Origin of the sequence: Streptomyces sp. NPDC085900 (genome assembly GCF_044540925.1) — a bacterium.
Lineage (GTDB): Bacteria > Actinomycetota > Actinomycetes > Streptomycetales > Streptomycetaceae > Streptomyces > Streptomyces gilvifuscus.
Genome location: NZ_JBITSP010000008.1, coordinates 161519 through 178166, shown reverse-complemented (window position 1 = coordinate 178166; position 16648 = coordinate 161519). Strand labels below are relative to the sequence as shown.

Genomic DNA, 16648 nt, shown 5'->3' with positions numbered 1-16648 from the left:
CGTCGCCGCCTCACCCAACGGTCAACACCCCGCAGGCGGAATGCTCCCCCGTGCAAGGGAGAGGACGTCAACTGCGGTGCTTCCCGTGTTCGTTCCGTTCGTCGGCCCCGCATGACCCGGTGCAGAGCCCTGGGCCGTGCTGGACGTGCTCCCTCGATGAACCACCGGTCGTATGCGGGCCCGCGGCGCAGCAGGCGTGCTCCGCGCTGTCGACCAGGTTCTCGCTGTCCGAGGCGGCGTTGGCCAGACTGACGCAGCACAGGGTGAGCAGGACAGCCCCCGCCGCGAAAGGCAGGGTGCGCGGCGGGGGCGGCGGGGACAGCAAGGCCTGCACCCGCTGGGGCACCGCTCCACCGGTCGCGGCCAGGGCGGCAGGGCGTGCCACGGCAGCGGACGCCAGGGCCGCCCGTCCGACGGCGCGGGCGACGACCGTGCGGCTGCCTGTGCGGGCGGCGGCCTCCTCGTCGGCCCAACGCTCCAAGGCGAACGCGCCGGCCTCGGCCAGCGGTCGCAGCAGCGGATTGACGGCCGCCGCGAGGCGCCACACGGCCTGGAAGACGTGGTGCCGGCCACGGAGATGGGCCCGTTCATGCGCCAGGAGGGCCTCGCGCTCCGCGTCACCGAGGCAGCGAAGCATCCCCCGGGACACCACGATCCGCCCGGGCGCACCGGGCAGCGCGAACGCTTGCGGAACGTCGTCGTCGAGCACCACCAGTTCGGTGTCTCCGGGCATCCGGCCGCATTCCCTACGGGCCCACATCAGATGACGTACCTGACGTGCGGAGGCGACTCCCAGTGACACCAGTCCCGCCGCCAGGGCCAGGGCGCTGACGGCCGCGACGGACAGGTCCACCGGGTCGTGCGTACGAAGTGCGGCCACTGACCAGTGGCCCTCTTCCGCGACCTCCGGGATCTGCGCGAAGGCGGTGAATGCCAGCAGGGCCAGCGAGCCCAGCCAGCCGGTCGCCGTTACTGCTGCCGCACACGCCAGGGACCAGGCGGCGGGCCGCGGTGCGCGCTGCCGAGCCACCCGAGGAGCGAGCACCGCGAGGACCGTGACCACGAGCGGGACATAGACGCTGATCGTCACCGGCTCACTGCCCGTCGTCGCGGCCGGTGTCCTGCTCGCCCAGCAGACGGTGCAGCAACTGCTCGTCCTCCCGGGACAGTTCGGACACGAAGCGGGACAGCACCGCCTCCCGGTCCGAGCCTCGCGCCAGCAGGCTGTGCATCCGCACGGCGGTCTCCGTCGCCTCGTCCCGGACGGGCGCGAAGGCATTGCCGCGGCCCACGGAATGGCGTACGAGCATTCCCTTGTCGTGGAGGCGCGACAGGATCGTCAGCACCGTCGTGTAGGCGAGGTCCCCGGGGAGGCGTTCCAGGACCTGCCGTGCGGTCAGCGGCTCTTTCGCGGCCCACAGAGCGGCGAGGACATCACTCTCCAGCTCCCCGCGCGCCCTTCTGCTGCTCGCCCCGCCGCTTTCCCCGCTCTTGCGCTCACGCACCTGTTCACCGCCTCACCGCTCGGCCACCCACCTTACAGGGAGCTACTACGGCCTGTAGGACGGGGCGACCTGCACCACCGCCGGAGCTGCTGCACAGTCACCCCGTCTCCGGGCGCTGGGCGGTCGGTCAGCCCATGTCCGTCAGGAGGGCGTTCAGCTCCTTCTCCTGCTGCGCGGGCGCCATCGGCGGGTTCGAGTGGTCGATGCCGAAGGTCTTGAGCATCTTGTCCATCTGGGCGTCGATGGACGTCCAGCCCGTCTGATCCAGCGGCTGCAGCGAGGCCTGGTCGGCATCCCACAGGTCACGCAGTGACTGCGCGGCCGCGTGCGCTCCCGTCGCGTTCCCGGAGCGGGCGTCCTTGAGCGAGGTGGAGGCGAGGGCCTTCAGCGCGGCGACCTTGGCGGGCGGGAACTTCTTCACCGCCTCGCCGGGAGCCATCTGGACGGCGGAGGTGTTGTCCTCCTCCGGCGCCGGGCCGACATGCGGCTGGCTGTGAGCCCAGATCAGCAGGCCCGTGGTGGCGACGGCGAGCAGTCCGAAGCCGGCCAAACCGACGCGCTCCTTTCGCAGGTCGCCGGTGGCGTGGGCGGCGTGGGCGGCCTCGTAGGTCTCGGTCACATCGGAGCGCGTCACCGTCAGGTAGAGCACCGTCGCGAGGATCAGGCCGAGGAAGATCAGGCTGGTGGTGAACGTGCCCAGCGCGAGACCGGTCGGCTCGCCCGGCTGAGCGACCTTCGGGGAGGCGAGCCAGTCACCGATGTTCGCGCCCAGCGGGCGGGTCAGGATGTAGGCGAGCCAGAAGGACAGCACGGGGTTGGCGCCGAACCGCCACAGGGCCGTGATCGCCGCGATGAGGCCGAGCGGCAGCAGCACCGAGGCGCCCGGGGTCCACCCGGTCAGCTCCAGTGTCCAGTCGCCGGTCGCCGTGCCGAGCGCGAAGGTGACGAGAACGGCGAGCCAGTAGAACGACTCACGCGGCAGCGTGGTGACCGAGTGGATCGACAGCGTGCGCTCGCGCAGCCACCAGGTACCGAAGACCACCGCGAGCAGCACGGAGAAGACCGCGGTACTGATCCACAAAGGCACGTTCAACTGGTCGGTGAGGATATCGGTGTACAGGGTTCCTGTGACGCTGACGACGACCACGGTCAGCCAGTAGGGGAACGGCACGTACCGCTTCAGCCGCAGCTGGGCGGCCAGGACGACCACGAACACCGCGGTGAAGATCCAGGCCGTGTTCACCAGGCCGACGCCCAGCTTCATGTTGATCCAGTCGGCGAAGCTCTCGCCCACCGTGGTGCACAGGACCTTGATCACCCAGAACCAGATGGTGACCTCGGGGACCTTGTTGAGCATGAGGCGCCCGCTGCGGGTGCGCGCTTCCGTGGTCGTTGTCATGCAGGGAGGTTTACGCGGGGAACCTGCAAGCAACCTGACTACGTGACCGTGCGAGCGGCCGGGAGCCTCACCTCGACGTGACCGCGGCCGTCCGCGATCGCGCGGACCTCCACACCGGCCGAGGCGGCGATGCGCCGGACCACCGGCAGGCCCAGCCCGTATCCGTCGCCGCCGGTCACACCCGCTTCGAAGACCCGGTCGACGTCCGCGGAATCGAAGCCGGGCCCGTCGTCCAGGACATCGACCACGATCGCCTCGCCCTGGCTGCGCGCGGTGATCCACACACGCGACCGCGCGTGCCGAAGGCCGTTCTCCAGCAGCGGTGACAGCAGCGACACGGCGACGTCGGGCGGCACGGCCACCTCGACCTTCGCGGGGAAGGCGACCTCGACCGCGCGAGAGCCGATCGCCTGCCACGCAGCGGAACGCAGATCGCACCGGGTTCCGTCGTCGGTCCGTGCGCGCGCGGCGCGCAGAATGGTCGTGATCGCCGTATCGAGGCGGTCGACCTCACTCAGGACCGCCTCCGGCGCCACCGGCTCGCCGGACATCTGCGCCAACTGCGCCTCGCCCCGCAGGACCGTCAGCGGTGTCCGCAGTTCATGGGCGATCTCGTCGGTGAGCCGGCGCTCGTCCGACAACGCATTGTCGACACGCTCCAGGAGGCGGTCCAGGGTTTGCCCCAGTTCCCCGAACTCGTCACGGGGGACACCGAGGTTGAAGCGGCGCCCGGGTTCGTGATGGCCCCAGTCATCGGCGAGGGCCGCCATCTCGTGCACGACCCGCAGCGCGCGGCGCACCACGAGATGGGCGACACCGCCGGCGAGGAGGATCGTGAGGCCGCCCAGGATCAAGGACAAGGCCAGGCTGCGCTGCTCGGAGGTCTCGTAGGGCGTGAGGTCCACCCGGACGATCACCATGACGTGGTGGCCGTCGATCGGGACCTGCCGCGCGTACAGGAGGTAGTCGCCGACCGACACGGTCTGAGTTCGCCCCGAGCCCGCCAGCTCCTCGACGCGCCCGGCCACACTCACCGGCACGTCCCCGTCGATCAGACGGCCGTCGGCATACACCCAGGCGACCTCGTCCAGCGCCTCGCTGCCGTTCTCCGTGAGCACCACCCGCCCGCCTTCGGCGGTGACATTCGCCGCGACCGTCTCGGCGCGCGCATGCGCCAGGTCGTGCGCGTCGGCGTCCGTCACCCGGCTCAGCAGCACGTGCGAGACCACGACCAGGATCGCGACCACGGCGGTGGCGATCAGCACGGTGAGGGCGACGACGCTTCTGCGGAATCCCGTCACTGCCATCGGTAGCCCACGCCACGGACGGTCACGAGCCGTTCGGCCGCACCCAGCGGAGCGAGCTTGGTGCGCAGCCGGCGCACAAAGGAGTCCAGGGTGTTGTCGCTGACCTGGGCTCCGTGCGGCCAGCCGGCGGCGACGAGGGCGTGGCGGCGTACCGCCTCGCCCTGCGAGGCGATCAGACGGCCCAAGAGCCGGAACTCGGTCGGGGTCAGGCTCATGGAGACCGAATCGCAGGTCACCACGTGCTTCGCCGGGTCGAGGAGGACTTCCTGCGGTACGGACACCACGGTGGCCCGGCGCAACAGCGCCCGGACGCGCACCAGCAGCTCCGGGATGTCGAAAGGTTTGGTCATGTAGTCGTCGGCCCCGGCCTCGAAGCCGCCCACCTTGTGATGCAGGCCGTCCAGAGCGGTGAGCATCAACACCGGTACGTCGACGCCGCGAGCCCGCAGGGCCAGGCAGACGTCGCGGCCGTCGGCGTCCGGCAGCCCGAGATCCAGGACGACCAACTGGGGCGCCGGTGCGAGCTGCCGCAGCAGGCTGTCGGCCGTCGCGGCGACGGAGACGGTGTGGCCGTCGTGCTCCAGGGCGCGCTTGAGGACGCCACGAACCGCCGCGTCGTCTTCGCACACCATGATGAAAGCCACGCGCTGACCCTAGATACTCGGGTCCGGATTCTCCATCCGCCCTGATCAGGTGCCTGACACCCGGGCGCGAGCGGCCACGGCGCAGCCGGGGGCTCGTGGCAGGACCACCGACGCTCACCCAGCCGGCTGCGGTACGGAATACGAAAGCTCACGGTGCCGCCGGGGCGGCACCGTGAGCGCAGAGGTCTCAGCCCTTGGCACCGGCCGGTGCCGTGGTGGTGGTGAAGCCTTCCTTCTTGTTGGCGTTGAGGGCGAACTCGTTGGTGAAGGTCTTGCTCAGGTCCACCGACGAGGTCACGCCTCCGACCAGCTTCTCGGTGGCGAGCGCGGTCTTCGGGCCGCCGGCCGGCATGATCCCGTCCGGCAGGAACTGGCCCTTGTCCTCGGTCAGGGCCTTGATGTAGTCGGCCTTGGTGACCAGTTGGTTCTGCACGAACGAGGCGGGCAGCCTGTCGGCGATGTCGGCCGCGCTGTGCGTGTTGATCCAGTGCATCGTGGCCACGAGCGCGTCGACGACCTTCTGCGTCGCGTCCTTGTGCGAGGTGACCCAGTCGGTGCGGGCGAGGACGCTCGCGCCCGGGAACGCGCCGCCCAGCGCCGCCTTCGCACCGTCGGTGGTGGCCAGGTCGATCGCCGAGGTGCCGACGCCCTTCTTCTGGATCGCGGCGACCGTCGGCTGTGTGGTCATGACGCAGTCGGCCTTCCCGTTCTGCAGGGCGGCGACGGCCGTGGAGCCCGCACCGACCGCGAGCCGGTGGAACTGACTGGTCTTGACGCCCTTCTTCGCCGCCATGAACTGCGTGAGGGTGTCAGTGCCCGAGCCCAGGTCCGTGACGCCGAGGGTCTTCCCCTTGAAGTCGGCGGCCGAGGTCACGCCGCTCTTCGTCGTGCACATCTCGCGCTCGCCGGGCGCACCGGACAGCTGGACGACGTCCTCGACCGCCTTGCCCTTCGCCTGGAACTCGATGGTGTGGTTGTACCAGGCGCCGGCCATGTCGACCTGGCCAGAGGCCATGGCCTCCTCGGCGCCGACGCCGCCGTTCTGCTCGGTGCTGAGTTCGACCTTGACGCCGTACTTCTTGTAGAAGCCTAGGTTCTGGGCGAGCTGGTAGGGCAGGTAGATCTGCTTGTCTATGCCGCCGACCATGAGCTTGACCGTGGGCGTGGAGCCGGAGCCGGATGACACGGAGCTGCCGGAGTTGCCGGAACACGCGGTGGCGGCGCCGAGGACGGCGACGGTGATGATCGATGCGGTGAGGGTTCTTTTGAGCATGGCGGAGTCTGCACCTTTCGGGATGTGTGGAGGCTGTTCGAAGAGGGGGAGGTTCAGAGGGTGTTGGCCTCGGAGGGGGCCGGCGGTCGCCAGGCGAGCAGCCGGTGTTCGAGCTTGCCGATCAGCCATTCCGCGCCGAGCACGATCACCGCGATGACGAGCATCGTGGCGAACACGCCGTTGGGGTCGAAGTTGTTCTGCGCCGTCTTGATGACCAGGCCGAGGCCGCTCTGCGCGCCGAGCACCTCACCGACGAGCGCGCCGACGATGGCGAAGCCGAAGGCGCTGTGCAGGCTGGCGATGATCCAGGTCAGCGCCGAGGGCACGATGACGTGCCGGGTGATCTGCATGCGGGAGGCGCCGAGCACCCGGACGTTGGCGAGGACGTTGCGGTCGACCTCGCGAACGCCCTGGAAGGCGTTGAAGAAGACGATGAAGAAAACCAGCACCGCGGCCAGAAGGATCTTCGGTGTCACGCCGATCCCGAAGGCGACGATGAAGATCGAGCCGAGGACGATGCGCGGGATCGCGTTGACCATCTTGATGTAGGGGCCGAGCACGTCGGACAGATAGCGGCTCTGCCCGAGTACGACGCCGAAGACGATCCCGGCGAGGGAGCCCACGACGAAGCCGACCAGCGCCTCCTGGATGGTGGTCCAGATGTTGGCGTAGAAGGAGCCGAACTGGGTGCCGTGCTGGAAGAGGTCGATCAGCCGCTGCCAGATGCCCGACGGCTGCCCGAAGAAGAACGGGTCGACGATGCCCCAGGTGGTGAAAGCCTGCCAGCCGCCGATCACGAAGACGGCGAGGCCGACCCGGCCCGCCCATACCCGGGCGACCCGGCGGCGAGCAGCGCGCTGAGCGGCGCTCGCGGCGGGCCCCGTGGCGCCGTCGGCGACATCGAACCCGGAAACGGAGGACGTCGTACTCATGCCTGGCCTCCCGCGGTGAGTGCGTAGGCGCGCTCCACCTCTTCGCGCAGCGTGTCCCAGATCTGGTGCTGGAGTTCGATGAAGCGGGGCTGGAAGCGGATCTCCTGGACCGAGCCGCGCGGGCGGGGCAGGTCGATGTCGAAGACCGCCTTCACCGATCCGGGACTGGACGTCATCACGACCACCCGGTCGGCAAGCGCCACCGCCTCGTCGAGGTCATGGGTGATGAAGACGACGGAGGGTCGAATCTGCTCCCACAGGCTCAGCAGTTCGGTGGACATGATCGCCTTGGTCTGGACGTCCAGGGCGCCGAACGGCTCGTCCATGATCAGGATCTTGGGTTCGTTGATCAGGGCCGCGGCCATCGCCACACGCTTGCGCATGCCGCCGGACAGCTGGTGCGGGTAACGGTCCTCGAACCCGGACAGACCTACCCGGCGAAGCCAGTCGCGGGCCGACGCCTGGGCCCGCTGCTTGGGCACGCCGCGGAAGACGGGGCCCATCAGCACGTTGCCGAGCACGGTCTTCCAGGGCAGGAGGGCGTCACTCTGGAACATGAAGCTGACGCCGTCGGTGATGCCGTCCACCTCACGGCCGCCGACCGTGACGGAACCCTCGCTGGGGCGGTCGAGGCCGGACACCATGCTCAAGGTCGTCGACTTGCCGCAGCCGGTGGGACCCACCACGGCGCAGAACTGGCCCGGCTCCACAGTGAACGAAACGCCTTGCAGCGCCGTGAACACCTTCCCGGCGGGGGTCAGGAACCGCTTGGTGAGCCTGGAGATCTCGATGCGCGCGTTGTCGCGGCCGGTTTCGTCGGTGGCCGGGCTCGTCGCGACATCGTTTCGCGAAGCCATAGGGGCTGTCTCCTTCCGTCCTCGAAGGTCGAGGACGACAGACGCTAGAGACGGCCGCGTATTACGTCGCTGTTTCCGAGCTATCTCGCGATAGTCGCGTAAAGCGGGCTTCTGCTCGTTCTGCTCAGCGGACAGAGGGTGGGCAGCGTCTCGCGGCTGGGGCACAATCGCGCCACCCGGACACCCCGCACAGGCGCGCCCCGGCACGTCGCACCACCGGAACGAAGAGGCACCCGTGACACCCATCCGCTTCCGGACAGGCCGCGGCGGAAAGCGGAGGCTTTCCACGCGGATCCTCGCCAACCAGCTGGCCATCCTCGCGCTCACCGGCCTGATCGGCTTCGTCCTGTGCGCCGTCGCGCAGCGCGCCGAACTCGACCGCTCCTACGAGCAGCGGGCTCTGGCCATCGCCCGGACCACGGCCGCGCAACCGCAGATCAAACAGGCCATGGAGCACGAAGGCGGCGGCGATGTGGTGCAGACGGTCGCCGAGCGCATCCGCCGGGCGTCCGGGGCGTCGTACGTGGTCGTGATCGACCTGCACGGCATACGGCACTCGCATCCCATCCCGGCCCTGATCGGTGAACCGGTGGCGGAGCCCGTCGTGGCCAAGGACGGCCGCGCGCACGTCGGCACCGACCAGGGCGCGACCGGACGGTCCGCAAACGCCAAGGCCCCCTTGTACGGGTCGTCCGGCACGCTGCTCGGTGAGGTGTCGGTGGGCATCCCGGAGCACGACGTCCTCGGCGAGCTGTGGCGTGAGCTGCCCACCTTCGGGCTGTACGCGGCGATGGCCACCGCCATCGGTGCGGCGGCCGCCTACCTGCTGGCGCGGCGACTGAAGCGCACCACCTTCGGCCTGGAGCTGGAGGAGATCGCGGGCCTGCTGCAGGACCGCGAGGCGATGCTGCACGGTATCCGCGAGGGTGTGGTGGCCTTCGACCCCGACGGCCGGATCACCGTCGTGAACGACGAGGCCCGGCGGCTGCTCGGCCTCGGCAGCGCGCTCGGCCACCGACTGGCGGAGGTGCTGCCCGACGGCCGGCTGCGCCGCGCCCTGGACGGAACCCTGACCGGCACCGATGTGAGTGTCCTGACCGACGACCACTGTCTCGTCGTCAACCGCATGCCGGTCGCGCTGCGCGGCCGCGAGCTGGGGGCCGTGGTGACCGTGCGGGACCGCACCGAGCTGATCGGCCTGCTGCGCGAGCTGGACTCGGTGCGTGGGCTGACCGACGCGCTGCGGGCCCAGCAGCACGAGTTCACCAACCGGATGCACACCCTGGCCGGTCTGCTGGACATCGGAGAGCACGAGTCGGCCTACGAGTTCGCCATCGAAACGGCCCGATCCGGGCAGGCCCTGACCGAGGACGTGCGCCGACACATCGGGAACCCGTTGATGGTCGGGCTGCTCGTGGCCAAGACCACCGTCGCTTCCGAACGCGGAGTGCGCATCGCCCTCACGGACGACTCGGCGCTGGGTGACGACCCACCGCATCTGCGGCGCCTGCTGACCATCGTCGGGAACCTGCTCGACAACGCCATCGACGCGACAGCCGAGGCGCCCCCCGCCGCCGACGGACGCCATATCAGCCTGACACTGGTCGAGAGCGACGAGCTGATCTTCATCCGTGTGGCGGACAGCGGTCCGGGCATCGCCCCCGGCGCCTCCCGGTCGATCTTCGAGGACGGCTGGTCGACCCGCCCCGAGCGCGGTACCGCGCGGCGCGGCCTGGGGCTGGCCCTGGTGCACCGGCTGGTGCAGCGGCAGGCCGGAACCATCACGGTCAGCGAAGGCCCGGGGGCGGTGTTCACGGTCGTACTGCCACAGCCGAACACGGCGCGGACGCCGGAGGACACGTCGTTCACGACGGCGTCGCCGACGGGAGGTGCGTCGCGATGATCCGGACCCTCGTGGTGGACGACGACTTCCGGGTCGGGCACATCCACAGCGACTACGTGCGCCGTATTGCGGGCTTCGAAGTGGTCGGCGAGGCGGCCAACGTGGCCGAGGCGCTGGCTGCGGTGACCACACTGCACCCGGACCTGCTGCTGCTCGACATCTTCCTGCCCGACGGCAGTGGACTCGACGTCCTGCGCAGGCTCAGCCAGGACCTGGGCGACAGCCGCCCCGACGCTCTTATGATCACCGCGGACCACGACATCTCATCCGTCCGCGCGGCGATGAAACTCGGAGCCGTCGGCTACCTGGTGAAACCGTTCGGCTCCGCCGACCTCGCCGAACGGCTCAATGCCTACCGCCAGTTGCGCGCCCGCGTGGACGCGCTCAGCCGAACCAGCACAGCCGACCAGGCCGACGTGGACGCCCTGTTCAGCGCGGCCCGCCCACCCGCCGTTCCCCGCATCCCGGCCAAGGGCCACTCCGCGCCCACACTCAGCGCGATCCACCAGGCGCTACGCTCCGCACGCACCGCCCTGTCGGCCGCCGAGGCCGCCGAGGCGACCGGCGTCTCCCGCGCCACGGCCCAGCGCTACCTCTCCTACCTTGTCAAGGAGGGCATGGTCCGCCTGGAACTCCGCTACGGCACCAACGGCCGCCCCGAACACCGCTACCGCATCGCGCGCTGAACCGCGCCGCGGACACCGCCTGGGTGCTGGCGCCGGCAAGACGCGTCGCCCCGTACACGGCTGATCCGCGGCGTCTCAACCAGTGCAGTGGGCCAGACCGGAGCCTCCCCTGTCGGCGGGGACGAGGTAGACCGCGGGGAAGTAACCGGTGCGGCCGTCCTTCCACTTGGCGCGGTACCACAGGTCGGAGGTGACGCCGCCCTTGTTCGCGGCGATCGCGGCGGAGGTGATGTCCTCGTTGGTCAGCTTCTCCCCGCGGGTCCAGCAGAAGACGACGAGCTTGGCGCCGCTCCACATCTCGGTGCCGGCGAGCTTGCAGCCTCGTGCGGCGCAGTGGGAGATGGTCTCGCTGGACAGATAGGCCGGGGTCTTGTCCTCTACGAGCGTGGTGGGGCCGATGGCCACCTTGTTCTGTACGACGACGGAGGCGAAGTCGCGGTGTGCGGGCAGGTCGGGCGACAGGGCCAACCACAGTCCGCCGGTGACGCCCACGGCCACCAGCAGCAGTCCGGAGGCGGCGGCGATCCGGCCAGTGCGAGCTTCCTTGGATCGGGGGGTTCCGGCCGTTGGCAGCGAACCCAACTCATCGGTTCTGGAGGGTGGTTGGGTCCCGTCAGCGTGGCCTGGGTCATCCGTCCCGCTGGGCCCGTTCGTCCTCCGTAAGCCGTCCGGGCGGGGTAACTCCGCGTCCCAGGGCGGTGCGGGGGCGACCGTGCTCCCGCTGTCCAGGGCCCGGCGCACCTGTGTCCAGTAGCGCTGCCAGGCCTCCTGGTCCGCGCCGCAGGCGCGCGCGAAGGCCACGGTCACCGCCAGGGTGGGCAGTCTGCGTCCGGCGGCCGCCTCCTGCAGCGTGCTGATCGAGTAGCCGGAGCGGGCTGCGAGCCGGGCGTAGGTCAGGCCCGAACCTGCACGCAAGTCGCGCAGCCAGAAAGCCAGTTCGCGCAGCGGGGTGCCGTCGCGCACAAGATCTTGTTCGGGCCGCGCCATGCATTCCCCCCGGATAGAGGCGGCATGCCCGACATTGTCCGGGTGGAGGTGGATGGTGTCCACCGGTTCCGACGACCCGTCACAGAGGGGCCGGGGGCGAGGCGGCGCGGGTCGGCTGCGAGCAGTTCAGACCAACGGGCAAGCCGGCTGGTGGGCACAAGCTGCCGGGGCAGGCAGCCAGGGTCGGTCTCGCTGAGCCGGCGCAGGACCCACCACGCCAGGCGGGCCTGCGGGTTGGCCGGGAGGCCGGTAACTCGCCCTCGAACCGGAGCTATTGCGGGGCTCGGGCAGCCGCGCCGTCAGGTCGTCGGCCCACGCCCGCTCCCTGAGCACGGCCAGGAACAGGTCCGGTCCGGTCCGGTTCGGCCTCGTCTGTTACTGGCAGCACGCTCTGCTCGTGGCGCCCTCGCCCTCGGAGACGTCAACGGCCTTTGGAGGGCTGGAAGGCAGGCCGACTAACGGCGGAAGACGGGCCGCCGGCCAGGGCGGACGTTTTCCGGTTTTCCGGGGTTCCTCCGACCTGCGGCGAAGGGCATTGCGGGCCCGTCGTCACCGGCCCTACAACTGGGGCCGGAACCTGCGCAGGGCTTTCCGACCACCGTAGGCAGCGGACTCACCTAGTGAGGAGAGCCCCCATGAGCCCGTCCTGTATCCGCGACTGCCGCGACCCCGACGAGCCCGAGGAGCACACAGGCATCGGGGCGGCCCGGCGCAGCACGCCGCGGCGCGCACCATGCAGGCCACACCCCGCCCGGGCGACCGACAGCACCGTCCCGCCCGGCCCCCCTTTGGCGCCCACGGGGCTGGCGCCAAAGGGGGACCCGGCAGGATGGACGACTGATGGGTGGGCGGGGACGCTACTGCCACCGGCACGAAGCGTGGTCGGCCGCGCCGCGGGCGGGTCAGGACGAGCAGGCGGCCGCGACGGCGGCGAGAGGCATCCCGGACATAAAGATCACCACCCGCGACCGACGCCTTAAGCGTGGTTTAAACGCGAATTAAACATTCTTCAGTCTCCCCCGACCTGTCAAGTTGTCGCAGGTCAAAGGGATTTGGCGCTTCACGTTCCGGTTGGCAGGACCAACGGTCGTGCGTATCGTCATGGCCCACCAGTGGCTCCCGGCGCAAAAAAGAGAGCGCTCTCAAACACCCCTCTGCACGCGCCCTCAACGCGAGCCGTCCGCCGCCCGACGCCGAACATCCCCAAAGACGAGGTGTGTTTCCCGCATGGCAGCTCATCGCGCACGCCGATGGTCGTTCGGAGGGCTGGTGTTGCTGACCACCGCCGCCCTCGCCTGCGCCATCCTCTTCAACACGTCCGGTCCGGCCACGAACCGAGCGAACGCCGCCGCGACGCAGACATGGTCCGAGGACTTCAACGGCGCCGCGGGCAGCGCGCCCGACTCCTCGAAATGGACCCTGGAGACGGGTGGCGGAGGCAACGGCAACCACGAGTTGCAGTACTACACGAACAGCACCGACAACGCCACGCTCGACGGCAACGGCGATCTGGTCGTCACCGCCCGCAAGAACACCGACCAGGGCCTGCAGTGTTGGTACGGCACCTGCCGGTACACGTCGGCACGGCTGAACACGGCCAAGACCTTCACGCAGAAGTACGGCCACTTCGAGTCCCGTATCAAGGTCCCTCGGGGCCAGGGCGTCTGGCCCGCGTTCTGGATGCTGGGCGACGATCTCGGCAGCACCGGCTGGCCGAACAGCGGCGAGATCGACATCATGGAGAACGTCGGCAACGAGCCCGGCACCGTCCACGGCACGATCCACGGCCCCGGCTACTCCGGCTCGGGCGGCATCGGCGCCGCGTACACCCTGCCGAACGGCAAGTCCTTCGCCGACGACTTCCACGTCTTCGCCGTCGACTGGAGCCCCAAGGCGATCACCTGGTCCGTGGACGGCCAGGCCTACGAGACCCGCACCCCCGCCGACGCGGGCGGCAACAAGTGGGTCTACGACCACCCGTTCTTCATCATCCTGAACTTCGCGGTCGGCGGTGACTGGCCCGGCAGCCCCGACGCCAACACCTCCTTCCCGCAGACGATGACCGTCGACTACGTCCACGTCACCACCTCCGACTCCGGAGCGACCAGCGGAACCGCCCGCACCGGCGCCATCAAGGGCATCGGCGACATGTGCGTGGACGTCGCAGGCGCAAGCACCGCCGACGGCACCCCCATCCAGCTGCACAACTGCACGGGCAACGACGCGCAGAAGTGGACCCTGGGCAGCGACGGCACCGTACGGGCCCTCGGCAAGTGCCTTGACGTCAAGGCCGCTTCACACGACGACGGCGCTGTCGTACAGCTCTACACCTGCAACGGCACGACCGCCCAGCAGTGGACCTACACCGCCGCCCACGACCTGACCAACACCGGCGCCGACAAGTGCCTCGACGCCAAGGGCAACTCCTCGGGCGACGGCACCCCGTTGCAGATCTGGGCGTGCACCGGCGCCACGAACCAGAAGTGGACCATCGGCTGAGCGTCCCGGCTCCCCGCCGGCCCCTCCCCCTTCTCCCACTCCCCCGATCACCCCGGCCCCCCCCAAACCGGGCCCCAAGGAGTACCCATGACACCCCGCCACCAGCGCAACCTGACCCGCCGCAAGATGCTGTTCGCCCTGGGCGGCGCGGCCGTCGCCGTCCCGGCGATCGCCACCGTCGCCCCCTACGCCCTCGCAAGCCAGGACGGCACCTCCGCGAGTGACTCGCTCCCGGTGACCGTCGTCAACAACAGCGGTTCGTTCGCCGACACCTCCGTGCACCTCTATGTCGTCGGCAACCTCGACGGCAAGCAGGTACGACTCACCCCGGACGGCACGGTCGCCCCCATCGCCCTGTCGGACAACGGAGCCGACGGCTTCACCGACTACGCCATCCCCCTGTCGACCAGCGGCGACACCAAGCTGTCCCTGCCCTACATGTCGGGCAGGATCTACGTGTCGCTCGGCGACAAGCTCAAGTTCAAGGCCGTCACCGACGGCAACGGCAACGCGGCCTTGCAGTACCCGGCCGGGTGGGTCGCGTCGGACCCCAACTACGGCATCCTGCACGACTGCGCCGAGTTCACGTACAACGCGGCCGGCATGTTCTGCAACACCACGATGGTCGACATGTTCAGCGTGCCGATGAGCATTCGCCTCACCGGTGACAAGGACCAGACGACGGGAACCCTGCGCGACGGCGGGCGCGCCGCCGCCTTCGCCGCCCTCAAGCAGGTCGAGGACTTCGCGCGACTGGTCGTGGACGACACGCGCATCATCGCTCCCGGCCACGGCCTGGACGCGGGCCTCTTCGCCACGGACTACTTCGCCCCGTACATCGACGAGGTGTGGAGCACCTACACCGGCAAGGACCTCAAGGTCACCACCAACGCCGGCACGTTCACCGGCCGGGTTCGCGGTGACCGCTTCACCTTCGACGGACCGGCCTCGGTGTCCTTCGCCAAGCCCTCGACCCGCGACGTCCTCTTCTGCGACGGCAACCTCGCCGCGCCCAACGACGGCACCACGGGCCCCGTCGCCGCCGTCCTGGGGGCGGGCTTCAACCGCTCGACACTGCTCAGCGACACCGCCCAGCCCTCCACTGACCCCGCCACCTTCTACCAGGGCGACCTCACCAACCACTACGCCAAGGCGATCCACGCGGCGACCAAGGACGGCAAGGCCTACGGCTTCGCCTTCGACGACGTCGCGGACTTCGCCTCCTACATCCAGGACACCCGGCCGACCGGCTTCACGCTCACGCTGTCGCCGTTCTGAGGACATCCACGCGGAGCGCGGCAGCGACGCCGGCCGGTCCGAACCTCCACGGACCGGCCGGCGTCGTAGTCGTAACCGTCCTCGAAAGGGCCACCATGCTTGCCTCTGCCCGGCGTCGTTCCCGAACCTGTTCCGTTTCCGCCACCATCCTGGTCGGGACGGTGTTGTGCGCGACCGCCGCGTGTGGTTCGGGCGAGCTGAAGAGCGCCACCGCGCCAAGTACGCCTGCCTGGCAGGAGCCGGAGGCGTACGACTACACACTGACCTCGGCCACCTCGGTCCTGGCGGGGACCTTCCGGGTGAAGGTCCGCGACGGCGAAGTGGTGGAAGCGGTTGGGGTCGACAAGGACAGTCGGCGGCAGGCACACGAGCAGTTCAGTGAAGTCCCCACGATCAAGGAGCTGTTGAAGAAGCTGGCCACGGCCCGCAGTGACGACGCGGACACCGCGGACGCCGAGTACGCGGCCGACGGGCGGCCCCTGCGCATCACCCTTGACTGGGACAAGAACGCCATCGACGACGAGGCCCTGTACGTGATCAGCTCCTTCAGGGTGGCGGCGCCGTGACGGTCACGTTCTGTGCTTCGGCTTCGCCGCCACAGGCCCTCGCCGGCATCACCCGCAGCTGCCGAGCCCCGGGAATACGCTGCTCCGCTCACACCAACCGGAGGACCAGGTTCGGACCGGCCGGGCGCGTGTCCTACGCCCGCTCCCGTCAGCGCCGCTCAGCGAGCGCCGCTTCGAGGGCGGCAATGTGCTGGGCCTCGGCCTCCTTGCGTACAGCGGCGAATCGGCGATCGACAATGAGTACCGGAAGAGCCCAGAGGAAGCCCCACGCACGAAGGAAGTGACGACCCCGCTCTGGCGCAGAATCGTGTTGGTCAGGAAACAGAGGATGCCGCTGAGCCCAGGCGACCGTGCGGTGCCGGCCCAACAAGCGCACCGGAGCGTCCCACGGCCCGGACAACGCCTTGAGTGTTGCCGCGCGTACGACGGCGTCGCGGTCCTCGGTATTCATGCCCATGGTGGCGACGTCGCCGCCATGGCGGAGGTCCTCGGCGAGGGCACGGCCTGTGCCTGCGTGTCGTGGCCGGCGGACGCACGGGCCGCCGCTCTCATCCTCAAATCGACCCATTAACCTCGCCGGGCCCAGCGCTCGGCGGCGGCAAGCCGGTCGGCTTCGGCGGACCGCGGCGCCAGCTCGTTGAGGCGCTTGGCCAGGGTGACAGCTCGTGCGGCCCGTCCCGGGTACTCGAAGGAGTCCGCCCGCAGGCACAGTTCGGCGTAGTCGGCCAGAAGTCCCAGGTGGTCACTGTCGAGAGCGAGCCCTGCGCGGAAGCGTCTCCATTCGCGTCGCAGGCGACTCCCCACCACGCACA

16 protein-coding genes are annotated in these 16648 nt (G+C 69.7%); 5 read left to right on the top strand and 11 right to left on the bottom strand.

Features of this window, described 5'->3' with window-relative positions:
* Positions 1-67: 67 nt before the first annotated feature.
* From ACIGDI_RS27295 to ACIGDI_RS27260, 8 genes are all read right to left on the bottom strand, one after another.
* Positions 68-1090 carry a M56 family metallopeptidase gene (locus ACIGDI_RS27295; RefSeq protein WP_399901654.1) on the bottom strand — a complete coding sequence of 341 codons (1023 nt, stop codon included), beginning with the start codon at positions 1088-1090 and terminating at the stop codon, positions 68-70.
* Between the two features lie 4 nt (positions 1091-1094).
* Positions 1095-1505 (bottom strand): BlaI/MecI/CopY family transcriptional regulator, encoded by a 411-nt coding sequence (locus ACIGDI_RS27290; RefSeq protein ID WP_399901651.1) that lies wholly within the window; start codon positions 1503-1505, stop codon positions 1095-1097.
* Positions 1506-1632: 127 nt separating this feature from the next.
* Positions 1633-2904 carry a hypothetical protein gene (locus ACIGDI_RS27285; protein ID WP_399901649.1) on the bottom strand — a complete coding sequence of 424 codons (1272 nt, stop codon included), beginning with the start codon at positions 2902-2904 and terminating at the stop codon, positions 1633-1635.
* Positions 2905-2942: 38 nt separating this feature from the next.
* Positions 2943-4211, bottom strand: a complete 1269-nt coding sequence (locus ACIGDI_RS27280; RefSeq protein WP_399901646.1) for a sensor histidine kinase — start codon at positions 4209-4211, stop codon at positions 2943-2945.
* Positions 4202-4855, bottom strand: coding sequence for a response regulator transcription factor (locus tag ACIGDI_RS27275; protein WP_399901644.1), 654 nt, complete (start codon positions 4853-4855; stop codon positions 4202-4204). Before ACIGDI_RS27275 ends, ACIGDI_RS27280 begins: the two co-directional genes overlap by 10 nt.
* Positions 4856-5042: 187 nt before the next feature.
* Positions 5043-6128, bottom strand: coding sequence for an ABC transporter substrate-binding protein (locus ACIGDI_RS27270; RefSeq protein ID WP_399901642.1), 1086 nt, complete (start codon positions 6126-6128; stop codon positions 5043-5045).
* 53 nt (positions 6129-6181) lie between these two features.
* Complete coding sequence (locus tag ACIGDI_RS27265; RefSeq protein ID WP_399901640.1) at positions 6182-7060, bottom strand: ABC transporter permease; 879 nt, start codon at positions 7058-7060, stop codon at positions 6182-6184.
* Positions 7057-7917 carry an ABC transporter ATP-binding protein gene (locus tag ACIGDI_RS27260; RefSeq protein WP_399901638.1) on the bottom strand — a complete coding sequence of 287 codons (861 nt, stop codon included), beginning with the start codon at positions 7915-7917 and terminating at the stop codon, positions 7057-7059. Before ACIGDI_RS27260 ends, ACIGDI_RS27265 begins: the two co-directional genes overlap by 4 nt.
* A 235-nt stretch (positions 7918-8152) precedes the next feature.
* Between ACIGDI_RS27260 and ACIGDI_RS27255 the strand changes: the two genes are divergently transcribed.
* Both ACIGDI_RS27255 and ACIGDI_RS27250 read left to right on the top strand, forming a co-directional pair.
* Positions 8153-9820 carry an ATP-binding protein gene (locus tag ACIGDI_RS27255; protein ID WP_399901635.1) on the top strand — a complete coding sequence of 556 codons (1668 nt, stop codon included), beginning with the start codon at positions 8153-8155 and terminating at the stop codon, positions 9818-9820.
* Complete coding sequence (locus ACIGDI_RS27250; RefSeq protein ID WP_399901632.1) at positions 9817-10506, top strand: response regulator; 690 nt, start codon at positions 9817-9819, stop codon at positions 10504-10506. The genes ACIGDI_RS27255 and ACIGDI_RS27250 overlap by 4 nt, the downstream gene beginning before the upstream one ends.
* A 75-nt stretch (positions 10507-10581) precedes the next feature.
* Here ACIGDI_RS27250 and ACIGDI_RS27245 read toward each other — a convergent pair whose 3' ends face one another.
* The gene (locus ACIGDI_RS27245) at positions 10582-11493 is read right to left on the bottom strand and encodes a helix-turn-helix domain-containing protein (protein WP_399901629.1); all 912 of its coding nucleotides are present in this window, start codon (positions 11491-11493) and stop codon (positions 10582-10584) included.
* A 1227-nt stretch (positions 11494-12720) separates the two neighbouring features.
* On the opposite strand from ACIGDI_RS27245, the gene ACIGDI_RS27240 reads away from it, so the two are divergent.
* The 3 genes from ACIGDI_RS27240 (at position 12721) to ACIGDI_RS27230 (ending at position 15836) form a co-directional block, all read left to right on the top strand.
* Positions 12721-13992, top strand: coding sequence for a family 16 glycosylhydrolase (locus ACIGDI_RS27240; RefSeq protein WP_399901626.1), 1272 nt, complete (start codon positions 12721-12723; stop codon positions 13990-13992).
* Between the two features lie 87 nt (positions 13993-14079).
* The gene (locus tag ACIGDI_RS27235; RefSeq protein ID WP_399901623.1) at positions 14080-15270 is read left to right on the top strand and encodes a beta-1,3-glucanase family protein; all 1191 of its coding nucleotides are present in this window, start codon (positions 14080-14082) and stop codon (positions 15268-15270) included.
* 161 nt (positions 15271-15431) lie between these two features.
* Positions 15432-15836, top strand: coding sequence for a DUF6174 domain-containing protein (locus ACIGDI_RS27230; RefSeq protein WP_399901620.1), 405 nt, complete (start codon positions 15432-15434; stop codon positions 15834-15836).
* Between the two features lie 148 nt (positions 15837-15984).
* On the opposite strand, the gene ACIGDI_RS27225 is transcribed toward ACIGDI_RS27230, so the two are convergent.
* Both ACIGDI_RS27225 and ACIGDI_RS27220 read right to left on the bottom strand, forming a co-directional pair.
* The gene (locus ACIGDI_RS27225; protein ID WP_399901617.1) at positions 15985-16287 is read right to left on the bottom strand and encodes a hypothetical protein; all 303 of its coding nucleotides are present in this window, start codon (positions 16285-16287) and stop codon (positions 15985-15987) included.
* A gap of 116 nt (positions 16288-16403) precedes the next feature.
* Positions 16404-16643, bottom strand: coding sequence for a hypothetical protein (locus tag ACIGDI_RS27220; RefSeq protein ID WP_399901614.1), 240 nt, complete (start codon positions 16641-16643; stop codon positions 16404-16406).
* Between the last annotated feature and the right edge of the window lie 5 nt (positions 16644-16648).